Raw genomic sequence first — 16354 nt, 5'->3', positions numbered from 1 at the left:
ACAGGCCAACAGTGGCACCAGTGTCGTCGGCATCGCACCCCTGAACAGCCCCTTCCGGCCGATTGGCGCCCACAGCCGGGCCGCGGCGGCGTTTGTTGCACCTGGCAGTGCCGGGGTGCGCAACAACGCACCGGCCTACAAACATGTGACGGGACGACAATCCGCAGGTCGGCAACCCGTGAAGGGAATCCACGAATGACGCTTCTTGACCGAACTCCTGTTCAGGGAGTTATCCCTCGCATCAGACGCGGTGTGCGGGCGGGGACGCTCGGCGCGTTGGCCGCGGTGACCGTCACAGCGGCGACACTTGTCACCTCGCCCGCCGCATCGGCGACGGACCGGGAACCGGCGACGCTGCAGACAACGGACGCCACCGTGCGAGGGCTCGACGTCAGCGCCTACCAGGAGAGCGTGGACTGGTCCGCGGTCGCCGCCGACGGAGCCTCCTTCGCCTTCGTCAAGGCGACCGAGGGCACCTCCTACATAAGTTCCCGCTTCGCTCAGCAGTACGACGGTGCTGCGGCGGCCGGACTGATCCGCGGCGCCTATCACTTCGCCAGGCCGGACAAGGCCTCCGGCAGCGCCCAGGCCGACTACTTCGTCGACCACGGAGGCGCCTGGCGCCCCGACCGCAGGACCCTGCCCGGAGTCCTCGACATCGAGGCCACACCGGGCCTGCCTACCTGCTACGGGATCAGCCCTAGTGCCATGGTCGGCTGGATCGCCTCATTCGACGCCGAATACCGGCGCCGCACCGGCCGCCACCCGGTGATCAACACCAACACCTCGTGGTGGTCGCAGTGCACCGGAAACTCGTCCGCCTTCGCCGCCACCAACCTGATCTGGATCGGGAGCTGGACCGGAACCCCGCACCCACTGCCCAATGGCTGGTCCACGTACGCGTTCTGGCAGACCTCCGACTCCGGCACGTTTCCCGGTGACCAGGACGTCTTCAACGGCACCGAGCAGGACCTGCGGAACCTCGCTGTCCAAGGCACCTACACGCCGCCGCCACCACCACCGGCTGGCGCATGGCCGGTCGTCCAGCAGGGCTACAGCGGCCGACAGGTGACCACCGTCCAGTACCTCCTCAACACCCACGGCACGGCGCTGGCCATCGACGGCTCTTTCGGAGCGGCCACCCATGACGCGGTGGTCGCCTTCCAGACCCGCAACCAGCTCACCCCCGACGGCATCGTCGGCCCCAAGACCTGGCAAGCCCTCATCACCACCGTCAAGGAAGGCGACCACGGCCCGGCCGTCCGCGCGGTGCAGGCCGAACTGAAAGCCCATGGCGCGGCGCTGTCGATCGACGGCTCTTTCGGAGCGGCCACCCATGACGCCGTAGTCGCCTTCCAGACCCGCAGCCACTTGACCCCGGACGGCATCGTCGGCCCCAACACGTGGCTGGCGCTGGTCAACTGACTCAGCCATGGCCGAAAAATCCCTGCCGGTCCGCGAACCGCAGCTGTCGGACCGGCACCAGACCAACAAAGGAGAATTCGCCGTGCCCAACATTCGCACCATGCGCCGTCTCGGCCTCACCGCAGGGGCCCTCGGTGTCGCCACCGTGCTTGCCCTGCCCGGCAACGCGTTCGCCGTCACCAAGCTCTCCCAGTCGGCCGCCGCCTCCCAACTGCGCGCAGCCGGGGTCACTTGGTCCTCCAGCGGCAACTGCACCACCCGCTCCAACCCCAGCTGCACGTCGTTCGAACAGATCAACCAGGCCACCGTCAGCGGTCTCAAGACCCTCAAGAGCGCCAGTGGCTGTGCGATCAATGTCACGGGTGGCACCGAGGTGGGGCATGCCTCTGGCACGTACAGCCACTACCACGGCTACAAGGCCGACATCACGCCGAAAACCTGCATCAGCAACTACATCACCAGCAGTTTCACCCACATCTCCAACCGGGGTGACGGCGCGGTGCGCTACCGCTCCTCAGCAGGCAACGTCTACGCCCGCGAAAGTAACCACTGGGACATCACCTACTGCGGCGGCAGCTCCGCCTGCACCTCCGCCGCCAGCTCCTGACCCTCCGATCCGAACCGAAGCGGAAAGGCATCCCATGAAGCACCTCGCAGCCGTCCTCCTGGGCACCGGAGCACTGCTGGCTGGCGGCCTGGTCTCCGCGCCCTCCGCATCCGCCACCACCAGTTGCTACGGCTCCTCCTGCAACGGCCTGAACCCCGTCAGTACGACCTGCGCCAACGACGCCCGCACGGTGGCCGAGGGCAGCGGCCCGATCACGGCCATGGAACTGCGCTACAGCCCCTCGTGCCGCGCCGCCTGGGGCCGCTTCGTGATCAGCGCCCCGTCCGGCTCCAAGATCCAGATCAAGAACGACCAGGGCAAGCAGTACACCACGTACGGCAGCGGCCACTTCTTCAGCGTCATGGTCAACGACAAGGACGTGAAGGCGTGGGCGTGCGGTACGTGGAGCGGGAACGTCGACTGCACCCACAGCTACTGATGCTCGCCCCGGCCCCGGGTTCGTCCACGCGGGGCCGGCGGTTGCAGGGAAGACGGGTACCGGGATGACGCAGGGCGCAAGGGTCGGTACCTCTCGGGGGAAGGCACCGACCCTCGTGGCAGAGTGGGCGCTCAGCTCAGGCCGACTGGAGTCCTGTGAGGTAAGCGGGCTGCGGGTGTTGACGGTCACGGCAAGGCGGTAGGAGCGGGGCGGTGCGTACGCGCGCCTGTCGCCGTCAAGAAAGCTTGATTTTCGTACCCTTCCCCGTATGAACATGGTTGAGAACCGCGTGTTGGAGCTGAGCCCCGGAGAGATCGGCCGACCGGAGGTTCGCGCCCGTCAAATTTGCATACCTCAAATCGGCGTGGGTAAGGTCAGAACCTGTCAGATCGATGTTTTCCATCGAACTTCCTTGAAGGCTAGCTCCAGATAGATCTGCACCCCTGAGGTCCGCCTGCTGCCAGATGCCAGTAATATCCGCCTCAGCTATTTTTGCTCGTTCAAAGTAGGCGCAAGAGAAGTCGGGGACGGGGTCGTCGTTGGAGATGGCGGCGAGGTTGATTCCTTCCCCCGAGGAATACCGGAAGTCCGCCGCGCTAATTACTGCTCGGCGGAGGTCCGATCCGTCCATGCCTGCTCCGACGAGGTTCGCGCCTGAGAGGTCAACGCCATTGAGGTTCGCCTTTGTGAAGTCGGCCTGGCCAAGGTCGGCGCCAGACAGAATGAACCCACGAAGATCTAAATTTGAAAAATCCATTCCCCTTAGAGAGGTCGACGTTAGATCCACGTGGACATTTCCATCACGCGGCCGCTCCCGCTGAGCGAGTGCCGTGACGGCGGCACGAATGTCCGTGGCAGGAGGTTTCGCATCTGCCAAGAAACTTGAATCACATACTCCGTGCCCGCCTGTAGCCGGACCTGACGAGGGAAGTTTCTTCTCCATCGCTGCCCCCTCCGGTGCGCTCTTTGCAGGCTGGCGCTCACGGACGAAGGCGGCAAGAATCTGGATCACCGAGAATTCATCCCGGGGGGAGTCAGTCATGATCCGCTGTAGCGCGTATATGCCGCCAAGGCGCACGTCAAGGACGTTCGAGGCCAGATGCTCAACTGCGGCATTGAAACGATCCGTGATCTGTCCTTGCTCGCTTATCCGCAGTTGCTCTCCGTTCTGATCGACTGACACCCAGGTGAAGACCAGCGCCGCCACAGCTGCCAGTGCAGGCAATGTGGTGCTTGCCAGGGTCACCCATTGCTGCCACCTTCCACCAGTCTCGGCAGGACTCGCTGTCTGTCGTATAGGCGCTATCCGCCGTAGCTGCGCAAGGAGACGGCGTGTCTCCGACCGTCGCGGGCTGGCCAAAGCCCGCCTTGTTGCCCCAGTCCGCATCCGGCTGCGGCGTTGCCTGATCCGCTGCAGCTGTGCGCGGCGTGCGCGCGTGCGTGGTGCCCTTCCAGTCACTGCTCCATCTCACCGGAAGCCAGTGCGTCAGTGGAAGAGGGCGACAAAGGCTGATGGCAGTGATGTTGTGGCTGTTCTGGTCTGTTGTTTCGTCTTTCGTTTGGGATTTGGGGCTGGGGGCGGGTTGTGTTTCTGGTGTGATGGGCGTGGTCTGGTGGCGCGTTCGGTTTGATTGTTCGACTGGTTGGCCTGCGGTTTTGTATCTCACCCCGCAGCGGAGCGACGCGAAAAGCACCTGCAGCCAGCAATAGCCCCTCCCACACCGCCTCTCGGAAACCAGCCCATCCACCACTGGGTCAATCAAGCACCCCCAGATCCGCCAGCTGCTGCCGCTGCACGTCGGACAGCGCCGCCTGTCGACTGCGCATGTTGCTGCGCCATACCCCGAGCCTCACAGAATGCTCTTGGCCGTTGACCACGACCGTCTCTATGTGGGCCCTGGGAACCTTCACCGAGCCGGTGCGGGCCTTGTACTGCGCCAGGGCCGCAATGCCCCGCTCGAAGGCTCCCAAGGCGCCCTTACGGGCCTTGGCAGGCGGTTCTTCCGGCTTGGGGAGCGGCGTGACACCGAGCCGCGCCAGGCGCTCGCGCTGCCCGTCGCTCAGCTGCTCCCAGCCCTCGCGCTGCGCCTTCAGCCACGCGCCGATGTCCTGGTCGCCGAGGGTTACGCCGGGCAGGAGTTCGGCCAGCGTCGCCTGGTCCGCGATCAGGCTGGCCAGCGCCGCGTACCGGCGTTGCCAGTCGATGGGCCAGTCCGGGTTCCAGTCAGGGTCGATGGCTTCCAGCGCCCTGCGGCGGTCGGCCGCCCGTTCTTCGTCCCGGCCCAGGCCGCCGGCTTTGCGGAGATTGGCCAGCCACTGGCCCACCGCTACCCCGTCCACGACCGCGTCCTTGGGCGCGGCGAGCGTCCCGTGGACCGTGTGATAAACCCGGGCCGCGGCCAGGTTCTTCCAGAACCGGGCGTCGGTGACCGACCAGACCATGTCCAGCTCCTCCAGCAGCTCGGCGCGCCACGGCTTCAGCGTGCCGAGGCGGAACTGGCGCCGCTGCTCGCTGACCCAGGCCCCCAGCGCATACGTCCCGCCGTCACCGTCGCCGCCATCGCTTTCGGTCGTGCTGATGGGGACGACCGCGTCCAGCGGCACCTGCGCATCGCCGCGGGCTTGGACCCACTTGCGCAGGGCGTTGTAGCCGGTCAGCCACACCTCAGAGTCGGGCCGCAACACGCGGGTGCGCAGGAAGGCGGCGATGACGTTGGGGTTGCGCGGCAGGGAGAACCGCAGCAACGGCACCCCCGCCGCCTCCGCCCCGGCTTCTTCCTCCTGGCGGCCGCCGTCGGCCTCCGCGCGCTCGACGCCCTCTTCCAGGTGGTCTTCGCCGTGGTCCTCGGCGGTGCTGGCGCTGTCGTCTGCTCCCTCTGCGGCCTGCTCGTCCTCGTCTTCGCCGGTGTCCTCGTGCTGCGGGTCGAGCGCGACCACGGAGGTGGCCTGCCCGCTGGCAGTGGAAGTCCGGAGGTGATGGTCTGCGTGTGATTGTCAGTCGGTGATCGTCACTGTGATGTCAGTGGAGAACCCTGCTTGAACAGGGACAAGCTGCTGACATCCTTCGCCGATTACGTATGACACAAGTGACGAAAGTCGGTGTCATTTTCGTGCAGACCGGTATGCATGCGCTGCCAGGGTGGGGAGTGGCAAAGAAGTAGCAGGCATTAGCACTTGGCACCCCGAGGACGGTTCCTGTCTTTGCTCGGCCATGACCAGGTGCTGCTGCGGTCCCGTCTCGTCACTGATCCGACCCCCTTCATCCTCAAGCTAGGAATCCCCCGCCGTCGAGATGCCGTACGACATCGTTCTGGACGGCGAGGGAGGTCCAGACAGTGATCGAGCAGTACCTGGCCCGGAGGCACGCCGCACCGCCTGCGACCTGGTGGAACACGCACTGCCTACCGGCGAGATCAACATGGACGGAAAACATCACCCCTGCTGCAGGACGATGACGCAAACGGGGCGGGCAAGGCCGATGGAGATGGGGGAACAGCGGCGGCGCAAGGAGTAACGGCGTGAGCCCCGCTGCGCGGGGAGGCCGGCTCCCGGGCAAGCCGGGAGGTTGATGTGCCCGGTGGCTGCGGATGCGACCGCCGAGACCACGCGTCACAGCCCGAGAGATGACCAGCTGCGGGGATGCGCAGGAAGCGTCGGCCAGCGACCGAGCGAACGTGTCCCGGGCCTCGGCGATCCATGTGCTGCTGGCTGTGGGAGCGAGGATGCGGGCGTTTGGCATCCGGCGGAGACTGTTGTTGGGGCTGGGAAGTTAGCAGGGCATACGATCAAGGAGGCGCTTGATGCTGGAAGAGCTTCAGGCTCTCGCCCTGTCCGGCGCCACGACCCTGGTGGGCGCCATGGCGACAGACGCCTGGGAGACTGCCCGAAACAGGGCCGCAGGACTCCTCGGCCGTCACGATCCGGCTCAAGAATCGGCCCTCAAGGCTCAGCTGGATAACAACTCCGTGCTGGTGTCACGTGCCGAGAACACCGAACAGGCGCGCCAGGCTCTAGTCCCCATGTGGCACATGCAACTGGAGCAGCTCTTGCAGCAGGAACGCGATACTGCGGGTGAGCTCACGGTGCTGATCAACGACATCTGCGCGGCCCTCCCAGATTCTCAGAAGAGCTGGGCGCAGAAGGTGCAGAACAACATCGCCAGCAACGGAGGCCTGGTGATCGCTGCCCAAGACGGCAATGTCTTCATGCACCAAGCGGCAACCAGTCGGCAGCCGCCTAACACGTCTCCTGAGGACTTCGGTGGTACGTAAGTGAGTCAGCAGGGTACCGGCCCCCAACAGGGATCTGGAGGCTCCCTGCAGATGGTACGTGTTGTCAACGGATTCGGGTACGGAGTGGTCGGCGCCGACCTACATGTCTTCCCGGACCGTGGCCCGGTCTATCTGCTCACCGAACACCGCTCCGCCCGTCCGAGTCCGGACGATAACTGGCTGACAGCGCAGCCCAGCCGTCTCCTGAATGCACGGTTCCAAGTCGTCGACTTCACCGGCCGCGATCGGGAGCTGAGTCGACTCGAAGCCTGGCGCGACCGGCTCGGTCCCAGACTTTCGGCCCTGTGGCTGCATGGCCCAGGCGGTCAGGGCAAAAGCCGTCTAGCTGCCCAGTTCGCCGCCAGGAGCGCAATGGCCGGATGGAAAATTGTTGACGCAACCCACAGTGCGGTCACCGTCCTGCCACCCCCTGCCAGCCAGGACATGCGGCTAGAGAGTGCCACTGGCCTTCTGATGATCGTCGACTATGCCGACCGGTGGCCACCCTCACATCTCGCCTGGCTGTTCAGTAACGCTCTACTCCACCGGCAGATACCCACTCGCCTGCTCTTGCTGGCTCGCTCGGTCAAGGCCTGGCCCGCAGTCCGTGCTTCTCTGGAACATATGCAGTCGGACGCCGTCGATCTTCCTCTTCAACCGCTGACTGACCAAGCCGGCCGGAGTGATCGAGACCGAATGTTCACCGTGGCGCGCGACTGTTTCGCCGCGGGTTACGGCGTCGCCGATGCTGTGATCGGGCCACCCAGCTCGCTCCATCGCCCGGAATTCGGCCTCGTCCTCGCCCTCCATATTGCCGCCTTGGCCACCGTGGATGCTCACGTCCACGGCGATAGACCTCCGGAGGACATGGCCCATCTTTCCTCGTATCTACTGGATCGGGAACGTAAGCACTGGACTCAGCTGCACACCAACCAGTATGAAGGACTGGACTTCCGCACGTCGCCGTCGGTGATGAGCCGCACAGTGTTCACGGCCGCCCTGTCCGGTGCCACCACACACCCCAAGGGCGCCTCGCTTCTGAGCGCCCTCCACCTTGACTCAACGGACAGGGTGCTTGCCGATCACGCCATGTGCTATCCGCCCACCGAGACCGGCACCGTCTTGGAGCCGCTCTACCCCGATCGGCTCGCCGAGGACTTCCTCGCACTAGCCCTGCCCGGCCACAGCGTCACCGGCTACTCGGCCGAATCATGGGCTCCATCGACTGTCGAGGCTCTTACCCGCCGCGATGCCAACGGTGAGCCACCAGAGCACATCCTCCGGGCTCTCACCTTCCTGACCGCCGCCGCGGCGCCCGGCCGCTGGCCCCACGTCTCCACGCACCTTCGTGCGATCCTGCGCGCTGACCCAACGCTGGCCGTCACTGCCGGAAGCGCCGTCCTCACGGCTCTTGCCGACATTGACCTCGACTCGGGGCTCCTGGAAGCCGTAGAGGCCTCTTTCCCTGAGGATCGTCACACTGACCTGGACAACGGGTATCGCCGCCATCACAGCGCGGCTCAGTGTGGAACGCCTGAGCAGAACTGAAAATCCAGCCGATCGGGTCAGAATTCACCACAAACTGGCCAAACGGTTCGGATATGCCGGGATGGCCAAAGAAGCCTTGTCAGCCACGGAGGAAGCGGTGGGTATCTGCAAGGAGCTGGCGGATGAAGACTTCACGCAGCACGGCGCGAAATTCGCGTTGATGCTCAATAATCGCGGAGCGTACTTGGCTGACCTAGGGCAACCGGACCTGGCGCTGCAGGCTATAAGGGATGCAGTGGAAGTGTATCGCTCCTTGCCGACGCCCGACGAACCCGGAATAGCCCGCGCCCTAACGAACCTATCGGCGCACCTATCTGACAGAGGAGACATCGGCGATGCTCAGGCCGCTATAGAAGAAGCGATGAAGATCAGAAAGCGACTTACTGTACGGGACCCAAGTCATGCGCCAGGACTCACTGATTCGCTCCTGACTCTTGCTGTAATGCGATTCCGCCGTGGGAACGTAGGGGGATCGGCGAGAGCCACGAAGCGCGCCGTTGACATATCGCGCCAAATGGCATCTCGCAACCCAAAGACACATGAACCTATCCTGGCAAGGGCCTTGATTCACTACTCGGACGACCTGGTAAGTCTCGGCATGGCCAAGCCGGCGTTGAATGTGGCACGTGAAGCAGTGAGCGTAACCAGACGGCTCGTAAGGGAAAACCCCAACCTATTTGAACCAGACTTCGCGAGCGCCCTAAGTAACCTAGCTGCTCGTTTGGGTGACAACGGGAAGAGCGGCGAAGCGTTCCCCGTGATCAGTGAGGCAGTGGAGATCCGGGAGCGTCTCGCGAGCAGCAACCCGGTCCTTCACGAAGCGGCTCTCGGTCGATCGCTCAATAATCTAGGCACCACACTATGGTCGTTGAAGCGATTTTCTGACGCTGAAGACGTCCATCGGAGGGCTCTGCGGATACGTCGTCGACTTGCCGTAGATAACCCGTCGCTACACGAGGCGGATGTCGCTCAATCCCTCTTCAATCTAGGGCAAGTAATCGAGTGCCTGAAGCGGCCCGGCGAGGCGCGAGCATGTTTCCGGGAGGCGGCGGAGTTGTATGGGAGATTGAGAAGAGATAATCCGGCAATGACATCTCGGTATCTTGACGCCATGGCACCTCTCGGGCAACGCCAGCTCAACGAAGACGTCGAGTCCATCTGCGCCGAACTCCGACGCAACCTCTATAAGAAGTAGCGGGCCTTGCAGCTGCCGGTTCTGTGCGGTGAGTTCACCGACGCGAGCGCCCAGGTCGGCGGAGCCGAGCTGGGCCGACTTGCTGGCCCAGGTTTCGGCGGACCGCCGTCTTGAACCGCTCGACCTCGGCTCGCAGGCACCGGTTCTCCTCGCGCACGATCTCCTGTTCGACCTTCCACCCCGCCGGGGCCTTGGCTCGGCCGCGGGCGTCGCCATGCGCTTTATGTGTTCGCGTGCCCCGTCGGCGTAGACCAGCCAGTGCGAGACGTTCGGTATCCCGATGGTCGAGGGCTAACGGCTGAGGACGGGCTAGCTGTGAGCGCATCCGGTTGGCGGCCGCTGCGGGGCAAGTGACCGGGGGTGGCTCGGCGGTTCAGGGTGACCCGGATGTCGGCGAACCGCTGGCGGCGGGCGTTGGATTCGGACGGTCGGCAGGCCCTGGTTTCCAGGGCCCCGGCGGTGCCCGCTGACAACCCGGGCCTCGGCGTTGACATTCACTCTTTGATTAGCGAATGATGAATCATGTCTCAAGAGGTCTTGGAACGGCTGCGTGAGGCGTCCGTACGGGTCTTCGGCAACCGTTACCGGGCAGAGCTGATGTGGGCGCTCGCGTCGGCCGATGACCGGGGCGTGTGTCTGGGAGACCTCGCCGCCGCCCACCACGCACCGGCGAGCGTCTACCAGGCGCCGATGCGGGCACTGGTGGAGGCGGGTCTGGCCGAGAGGCTGCCGCGGACGCCGGGGGAGCGGCGACGCTGGTACCGGCGCAGCGACAACGAGGCACTTTGGCAGTGTCTTGGAGACCTGTTGAGCTGTTTGGCAGAAGAGACCGTACCCATGCGGGTTGGATAGTCGGCGGGGCCGCTGCGATCTCCCGGCGCCCGGTGAGGCAGGGTGGAGGCCATGATGACCTTGGCGAGCTCCGTGATCGGCCGTTCCGTATGGACGGCTTCGGCTGCCCTGCTGGAGGCTGACACCCAGGCCAGGGCGGCTTCCCTCCAGGGTGTGGAGGCCCTCTTCTTTTACCGGACAGACGCCGCCGAGCGCCTCAGGCGTCAGGACGCTGCCGCAGCCAGGCTGGATCAGATGGAGGTGCTGGAAACGCTTCTGGCGCTTCCGGTGGGCATCCCCGTTCCCCTCGCCTCACTCGATGCCGACCAGCGCAGGGCGGTTCGTGCCCTGCCCTCAGGGGCCGCAGACCGCGACCGCGAGACCGTGACCCGGCGTGCGGTGCGGCCGGTACGTGTGGACCTGGCAGTAGTGTCCGCCGCCGGATGGCGCCAGGGACTGCGGGACGCGGGCCGGTTCGCTCCGTTCTGCCGTCGTGCCATGGTGTTTACCCGGCGCCCTGCCCGCTTGGAGGAGCTGCTGGCCGAGGCCGACTTCTACGGCATCGGCGTGTTCCTCGCCGCCGAGCATGGTGTCGAGATGCTGCTTCATCCGGGGGAGTACCGGCCGCTGCGGCACACCGCGGCGGCATGGTGCTTCACCGAGGAGCTGTATCAGCTCCTGCGGTGATCCTCCGCTTTCGTCTGTCCCTTCGCCCCGTCCGGAGCCGATACCGGGGCGGCCAGTGCCCACCGCTTCAGCTGTTGGGGCACCTTGAAGGCATCCGGCTGCCGCAGTTGTGCGTTCACCAGCGGGTACTGCTCCACCGCCGCACAACAGCGCTCATGCCACCACTTCTGGCGCGCCAGCCCGGGAGCGGTAGCGGTGAGAGTGCGCAGCCACCCCATCAGCACCGCCACATTGTGCGCGGCCGCCCTCGCCGGCCGCTCACCGGCGTTTTTGGCGAACGCATCCAGCGCCCACTGTCCGCCACATGCCGCACAGCCGCAGACGGGAGCCGGGGCGGCGGCGAAGCGGTCGGCCAGAGTCTTACCGAGGAAGAAGTCCATCAGTTCGGGAAACAGTACGTGCGGCGACGTTGAGAAGCCCTTGCTGGTCTTGGCCTTCTCGCCGGGGGCGACGATGTGCCGCAGCCGACTGCCCGCGCCGAACGCCGTGAATGCTGCCCCCGCAGCCAGCGCACCGAAGGCAGCCAGATCGGTGCGCAGCAGCGCGGCGCCCGGCACCTCTTCGATCACCTGCTGCAGGTGGCCGACGGCCTTGGCATGACGGGCGAGAGGGTCCATCTGCCCGCCCAGCATGATGGCCTTCGGTCCCTTCACCAGCCGCAGGCAGGCGATCAGCTGCCGCACCGTGTCTTCCTCCCGTAGCCAGCCCACGTCGACCGGAACGGCGAAGACGACATCGTCCAGTTCGGCTACCCGCTGCGCCGCCGCCTTGAGCGCGTCGGAGTCCTCGGCCTGGATGTAGCCGGTTGGAGTCACGGGCGCCGTAACCCCAACCGCCCGCTGCTCGGCCAGTGACACCGTAAGTGGATCGTCGAAGGCGAAGGTGTCCTCGGACGCGTGCGGGAACGGCTCCTCCTCGCTGGCCGCCCGCGACTCGTACACGGCCGGATCCACCAGCAGCGGCCCGCTGAACTGCTCTTGGCCACGCAGCTTCCTGGCCTGCCGCAGCGCGTTCTTCCCGCACAGCACCAGTCCGCTACGGCTCGCATCGAGCTGCGTACGCAGATAGCCGACACGGGCAGGAGTCACCTGCAGCAGCATGCGCCCCTGCAGAACGCTCAGCGCACCGGACAGGGGCTGCGGTGTGTCGGGAGGCTGAGCGAGATCGGAGCGCGGGCGCGGCAGCGGAGCATACGGGTCGATCATGTCCTCACCTTCGAAGCGGCTCAGGGGATAGCGAGCGGTCGCCTGCCACGTACAGGCGCTTGAAGTCCTCGGGTAGCAGGCGGGCGCACGCGGCCGCCTGGTCGACTGTAAGACCACGCACCGACAACAGGGAGTCCACCAGCGCCCGGACGTGCCGTGGCCGCTCCGGCGCCACCTCGACCGGCTCGGCGGTGCGGTAGCCGAGCGCCGACATCTCCACCATCACCGTGCGGTACTGCCATTCAGTGATGGCGTTCAGGGTGAGCGCACGCCGCAGCAGCGCGCTCATCGACACCCGCCAGACACGCTTAAGCTCCGCCAGTCGGGCCAGATTCACACCGTCGGAGAACGCCTTCCGGATGTCGGCCGCAGGCATCAAGAACTCTGCCGCGAAGGCGTCGGCCTGCTTTTCCTGCTCGCTCGGGGTGCCGGGACCAGCATGCATCACCAGGTGCCCCAGCTCGTGCGCGACACTGAAGCGGCAACGATCGCCCGGCGCATGGTCGTTGACCAGCATCAGCGGGACCTGCAGGTCGTCCCACTGACTGACCGCATCCAGCAGCTCGCTGCCCAGGTTCCGCACCACGACCCAGCCCCCGGCGTCTTCGATCGAGGCGATTACATCTGCCACCGGCCCCGGCGGCAGATCCCAGGCGCGGCGCACCTGCCGGGCTGCGTCCTTGGCGGTCGTGAGGTCGTCCAGGGCCACGCGCGGGAACCGGTGCGGGCTGTTCGCCGTCGAGGCGGCCTGCGTGATTCCCGTCATTTGAAGCCGCACCAAGGCGAGTTGGGCGTGGATACGACGCAGCGCCGACGCCGACAGCGCAGCCCGCTTGCGGTGGTGGATCAACCCCACCCCCACCCCGCTCACCTGAGGATCCAGGCAGAGCAGATCTGGCGGGTAGCCGAGGGCGGCGGCGTACGACTCCAGACGGCCCTCGCCGACCGTGAGGCGCCCCGATTCCGCCCGGCTGACGTACCCCTGGGACACCGCTGCTGCCCCGGCGGGAGCCATCTTGGTCATGGCAGCGGCGACGTCGACCTGCGTCAATCCCCGCGACTCGCGCGCCAACACGAGCATCCCGGGATGTGCTTGCAGGGCACCGGTCACTGACACGTCATACCACCTCAGATCAGACCTCAAAACATTAACACGAAATATTCCCCGACTGATTCGGCTTCAGCGCACGCTGCTGGCTCTCATGAAGGCGAGCCGTGTCTTGGAGTGCGGTGTAGACGTGGCCGAGGTGCACGTAGTGCTTCTGCTCGCCGTACGTCAGCCACATATCCGACCACTCGCCCTCGGGAAGCCGTTCGATGAGGGGTGTCGGCGGCTGCGAACGCGGAGCGGACCTGCTCGAGTTGGTCGCTGAGGATGTACCGCACGGGCGGCTACGGCGGCCCGCAAACGTCGCCGCAGCCGTGGGGAGCTGCCTGGCTGCGTGGCGGGCTGTTCGGCGAGGCCAAACCACGGCCTTCGGTGCGCCGTAGCTGAAGCAGGGCCATCGCCTCGCGGGCCCGGACCCAGACGTACAACTGCTCGTTGCTGGATTCGTCGGCGGTCCGGGCTGCGTAGCGAACCCGACGCGGGACTACTGGTGTTGTCCAAGTCGTGTAGGACGATCGCGGTCATCCCGGCCATCTGCCCGGCCGTACCGGCACAGCCGCGCTTGTACCGGGGTAGGCTCCGAGGCGGTGAGTAGCGGGCGCTGGCTGGCGAAGTCGCCGACGGGGCGGGCGCCTGTCCGCGATAGCCATAACTCCCGGCAACGGTCTCCAGAGTTGCAAGTCCCAGGAAGGCACCGGGAATGCGCAGCCCGCCGACGATGCGGCACTCAGGCGGGTGACGGCGGTGAGCCGTCCACAAGTCCCCCTGAAATCGCGTCGGATGACAACCTGTCCGCCCAATGACCACCCCCGTCACGGGATTATTGCCGGTGCCTACCGGTGGTTGTACAGGGCTCTGGACCGGGCTGTCAGATGCCGTGAGGGGCCCGCACTTCTTGTGCTGGAGGCTTTCGCGCAGGTGAGGGGCAGTGTGCGGAAGGTGGTGAAGAAAATTCGGTGATGATCTTTCATTTGGCTTCCGCTGAACGTCGAGTTCCTGGAGGCCCTGTGCGGTGCTGGATGAGCCGGCCGGGGTGAGGTTTCACGTAGAGGAGCGCGGATGGCCGGCATGGCTGACCGATCCCCCAACGGCGCGGGCGGGCGTCGGGGCTGGCGGAACAAGGACCAGGACCGTCGTGAGGCGGCGTACACGGCGGGCGTCCGGCCGGAGGAGGTGCTGTCGCCGGAGATCGCCAAGGTGTGGCAGGAGGCGGTGGATTCTCAGTCTCTGGTTCAGGTAATGCTCATGCGTTCGGTCGCGCGACCACACGCCGAGGACATCACGCAGCAGACGCTGCTCGAGCTCTGGAGGTACCTCACCTCCGAGGACCCGAAGCCGGTGGGCAACGTGCGGGCATGGATGCACCGGGTCAGCACGAACCGGCTGATCGACCACATTCGGGGGCTGCAGCGCAGGACCGAGGACCTCGTCGAGAACGTCGACGGCGCGGTCCGCAATCGCGGGATGGCAAACGGCATGACCGAGGCCACGCCGGAGAGCATGCGCGAACTTCACCGCAAGGCGAGCGAGATGGCCAAGGCTCTGGACGGTCTTGTCTCACCGCTGGAAGCCGAGACCGTGGTCCTTCACAAGGCGTACCTCCTGACCGCCAAGGAGGTCGCCGAGATGCTGGGGACCACCGAGGGTGCGGTCAGGTCGGCGACGTACACCGCGGTGAAGAAGCTCAGGCCCCAGAAGCGCAAGGTGCTGTTCCGGTTCGGAAGGGCGGACTCGGACAAGCCTCCCGCGCCGAAGAAGCCCCGTGTGCCGGGAAGCCGGATGGAGGTCGCCCCCCTCGAGAAGCTCCCCGGCCGTCCGAGCGAGTCGGTCACTGACTGACGCGGGTCGGCTCCTTCGCGAGCTCGTGAGCTGTGCGTGCGCCCGCATGGTTCACGGGCTCGAGTGGGAAGCCGAGCAGCTTCTCAGTCCAACGTAGGGCCGGGGGATGGAATGGGAGACAGCGTGAACACCAATCGAGGTACAAACCACTGGGCGACGTTCGTCGCTCTCGCGATGGCCGCCATCGGGATCATCACCCGTGCATGGGACCGCCTGCTGACCGCTGTCCTGCCCAGGCTGTCCTTCGGCCCGGCGTCCGCACGCCGTGTGAAGGACGAGGCGGTGGCACGACGGGCGACGTCTGCACCGCAGCCGCTCGGGGAAAGCACGCAGCTGATGTCGTGATGTAGGCCACAGACAGAGCCGGGATCCGATATTTCGGAGCCCGGCTCAGTCATGTCCGGTATCGGTTCACAACACCGTCGTCCGTCACTCATCGGGCCCTACCCCGGGGAGCGGCAGAAGGGCGGCGGCACCCAGAAGGAGCCCGGCCCATGACCAGCTTGCCTCAGCCGTACGGCGATGACCAGAGCACCCAGCTCGACGCCCACCTGCTCGCCGCCAAGGACGAGCTCGCCCGCCGCGCGGAGGAGAAGAAGGAAACCCGCCGTGCGGTGCGCTGCCTGCGTCGCGCCCGGCGCGCGCACCTGCGCCGTCTCCGCCGCGTCCGTCGTGCCGAGATGGGCCGCCGCGCGGCGGCCCTGACACGCGATGCGTCTCCGGCTGGTCTTGTCGGGCTGGGTGTCGTCGCCTTCGGGGCCGCGATCGTGATGTTCGTGTCGGGCGACGCGCAGGCGGCCGACATGCTCAGCGCGGCCATCGGCTTCTGGGCTCTGGCGTTGGCCTTGAAGCGCTCGAAGTAACGATGCCAGCACACTGCTTGCAGGTGGCCCCGACCGGTTCGCCGGTCGGGGCCACCGTCATGTCCCGCCCGCAAACAGGCCGGCGGTCCCGACGCTGTTCTCCTGCGGCTGTTCCTCACCCATAGGTGAGGCGGGAGAGCCCCGCGAGACGGAGATACCGCGGCGATCGTCCGACTCCTGGGCAGCCCGCTGTCTGACCGCGGGCTGTCGACCACCCCCGAACCCCCGAGGCCCGAAGGTTGCTTCACAGCCGGCGGGACGCCGCCTGGGGTCCTGTGCACCGCGAACCGGCGACCGGCATCGTCCTGGCGGAGGCCCGGGTCGCCATCCCGCACC

Annotated in this window: 15 protein-coding genes; 11 read left to right on the top strand and 4 right to left on the bottom strand. The window is 66.1% G+C overall.

Annotated features, from left to right (window positions below; all coding sequences use genetic code 11):
* The first annotated feature begins 285 nt into the window (after nt 1–285).
* The 3 genes from ACH4SI_RS32470 to ACH4SI_RS32460 all read left to right on the top strand — a co-directional run bounded on the left by ACH4SI_RS32470 (nt 286) and on the right by ACH4SI_RS32460 (nt 2471).
* Complete coding sequence (locus tag ACH4SI_RS32470; protein WP_398302293.1) at nt 286–1425, top strand: GH25 family lysozyme; 1140 nt, start codon at nt 286–288, stop codon at nt 1423–1425.
* A 100-nt stretch (nt 1426–1525) separates the two neighbouring features.
* Complete coding sequence (locus ACH4SI_RS32465) at nt 1526–2032, top strand: hypothetical protein (protein ID WP_398302291.1); 507 nt, start codon at nt 1526–1528, stop codon at nt 2030–2032.
* A 34-nt stretch (nt 2033–2066) separates the two neighbouring features.
* Entirely contained in the window at nt 2067–2471 is a 405-nt protein-coding gene (locus ACH4SI_RS32460) for a DUF2690 domain-containing protein (RefSeq protein ID WP_398302018.1), read from the top strand.
* A 235-nt stretch (nt 2472–2706) separates the two neighbouring features.
* Here ACH4SI_RS32460 and ACH4SI_RS32455 read toward each other — a convergent pair whose 3' ends face one another.
* Nucleotides 2707–3717, bottom strand: a complete 1011-nt coding sequence (locus ACH4SI_RS32455; protein ID WP_398302016.1) for a pentapeptide repeat-containing protein — start codon at nt 3715–3717, stop codon at nt 2707–2709.
* Between the two features lie 509 nt (nt 3718–4226).
* Nucleotides 4227–5408, bottom strand: a complete 1182-nt coding sequence (locus ACH4SI_RS32450) for a helicase associated domain-containing protein (RefSeq protein WP_398302014.1) — start codon at nt 5406–5408, stop codon at nt 4227–4229.
* 863 nt (nt 5409–6271) lie between these two features.
* Here ACH4SI_RS32450 and ACH4SI_RS32445 point away from each other — a divergent pair.
* The 5 genes from ACH4SI_RS32445 to ACH4SI_RS32425 all read left to right on the top strand — a co-directional run bounded on the left by ACH4SI_RS32445 (nt 6272) and on the right by ACH4SI_RS32425 (nt 11003).
* A complete protein-coding gene (locus tag ACH4SI_RS32445) occupies nt 6272–6742 on the top strand; it encodes a hypothetical protein (protein WP_398302012.1) in 471 nt (156 codons plus the stop codon).
* An 84-nt stretch (nt 6743–6826) separates the two neighbouring features.
* Complete coding sequence (locus ACH4SI_RS32440) at nt 6827–8290, top strand: ATP-binding protein (protein ID WP_398302010.1); 1464 nt, start codon at nt 6827–6829, stop codon at nt 8288–8290.
* Nucleotides 8291–8351: 61 nt separating this feature from the next.
* Complete coding sequence (locus ACH4SI_RS32435) at nt 8352–9485, top strand: tetratricopeptide repeat protein (RefSeq protein ID WP_398302007.1); 1134 nt, start codon at nt 8352–8354, stop codon at nt 9483–9485.
* A gap of 522 nt (nt 9486–10007) precedes the next feature.
* On the top strand, nt 10008–10337 hold the full coding sequence (locus tag ACH4SI_RS32430) for a hypothetical protein (protein WP_398302005.1): 330 nt from the start codon (nt 10008–10010) through the stop codon (nt 10335–10337).
* Nucleotides 10338–10379: 42 nt separating this feature from the next.
* A complete protein-coding gene (locus ACH4SI_RS32425) occupies nt 10380–11003 on the top strand; it encodes a hypothetical protein (RefSeq protein WP_398302003.1) in 624 nt (207 codons plus the stop codon).
* Here the strand turns inward: ACH4SI_RS32425 and ACH4SI_RS32420 are convergent.
* Together ACH4SI_RS32420 and ACH4SI_RS32415 are read right to left on the bottom strand one after the other, a co-directional pair.
* Entirely contained in the window at nt 10988–12208 is a 1221-nt protein-coding gene (locus ACH4SI_RS32420) for a hypothetical protein (RefSeq protein WP_398302001.1), read from the bottom strand. The genes ACH4SI_RS32425 and ACH4SI_RS32420 overlap by 16 nt on opposite strands.
* A 4-nt stretch (nt 12209–12212) precedes the next feature.
* Nucleotides 12213–13319, bottom strand: coding sequence for an ImmA/IrrE family metallo-endopeptidase (locus ACH4SI_RS32415; protein WP_398301999.1), 1107 nt, complete (start codon nt 13317–13319; stop codon nt 12213–12215).
* Between the two features lie 1065 nt (nt 13320–14384).
* Here ACH4SI_RS32415 and ACH4SI_RS32410 point away from each other — a divergent pair.
* The 3 genes from ACH4SI_RS32410 to ACH4SI_RS32400 all read left to right on the top strand — a co-directional run bounded on the left by ACH4SI_RS32410 (nt 14385) and on the right by ACH4SI_RS32400 (nt 16018).
* A complete protein-coding gene (locus ACH4SI_RS32410) occupies nt 14385–15155 on the top strand; it encodes an RNA polymerase sigma factor (protein ID WP_398301997.1) in 771 nt (256 codons plus the stop codon).
* A 123-nt stretch (nt 15156–15278) separates the two neighbouring features.
* Nucleotides 15279–15500 (top strand): hypothetical protein, encoded by a 222-nt coding sequence (locus ACH4SI_RS32405; protein WP_398301995.1) that lies wholly within the window; start codon nt 15279–15281, stop codon nt 15498–15500.
* A gap of 149 nt (nt 15501–15649) precedes the next feature.
* On the top strand, nt 15650–16018 hold the full coding sequence (locus tag ACH4SI_RS32400) for a hypothetical protein (protein ID WP_398301993.1): 369 nt from the start codon (nt 15650–15652) through the stop codon (nt 16016–16018).
* The last annotated feature ends 336 nt before the right edge of the window (nt 16019–16354 follow it).

The sequence above is a fragment of the Streptomyces sp. NPDC021212 genome (assembly GCF_044332925.1).
In the GTDB taxonomy this organism is placed as follows: Bacteria; Actinomycetota; Actinomycetes; order Streptomycetales; family Streptomycetaceae; genus Streptomyces.
This window is presented reverse-complemented; position numbering and strand designations above follow the sequence as displayed.

Excerpts from the sequence above, each read along its gene's own strand:
- ACH4SI_RS32465 (WP_398302291.1), top strand. The coding sequence starts at position 1,526 with ATGCGCCGTCTCGGCCTCACCGCAGGGGCCCTCGGTGTCGCCACCGTG.
- ACH4SI_RS32460 (WP_398302018.1), top strand. The coding sequence starts at position 2,067 with ATGAAGCACCTCGCAGCCGTCCTCCTGGGCACCGGAGCACTGCTGGCT.
- ACH4SI_RS32445 (WP_398302012.1), top strand. The coding sequence starts at position 6,272 with ATGCTGGAAGAGCTTCAGGCTCTCGCCCTGTCCGGCGCCACGACCCTG.
- ACH4SI_RS32435 (WP_398302007.1), top strand. The coding sequence starts at position 8,352 with ATGGCCAAAGAAGCCTTGTCAGCCACGGAGGAAGCGGTGGGTATCTGC.
- ACH4SI_RS32430 (WP_398302005.1), top strand. The coding sequence starts at position 10,008 with ATGTCTCAAGAGGTCTTGGAACGGCTGCGTGAGGCGTCCGTACGGGTC.
- ACH4SI_RS32420 (WP_398302001.1), bottom strand. The coding sequence starts at position 12,208 with ATGATCGACCCGTATGCTCCGCTGCCGCGCCCGCGCTCCGATCTCGCT.
- ACH4SI_RS32410 (WP_398301997.1), top strand. The coding sequence starts at position 14,385 with ATGGCTGACCGATCCCCCAACGGCGCGGGCGGGCGTCGGGGCTGGCGG.
- ACH4SI_RS32400 (WP_398301993.1), top strand. The coding sequence starts at position 15,650 with ATGACCAGCTTGCCTCAGCCGTACGGCGATGACCAGAGCACCCAGCTC.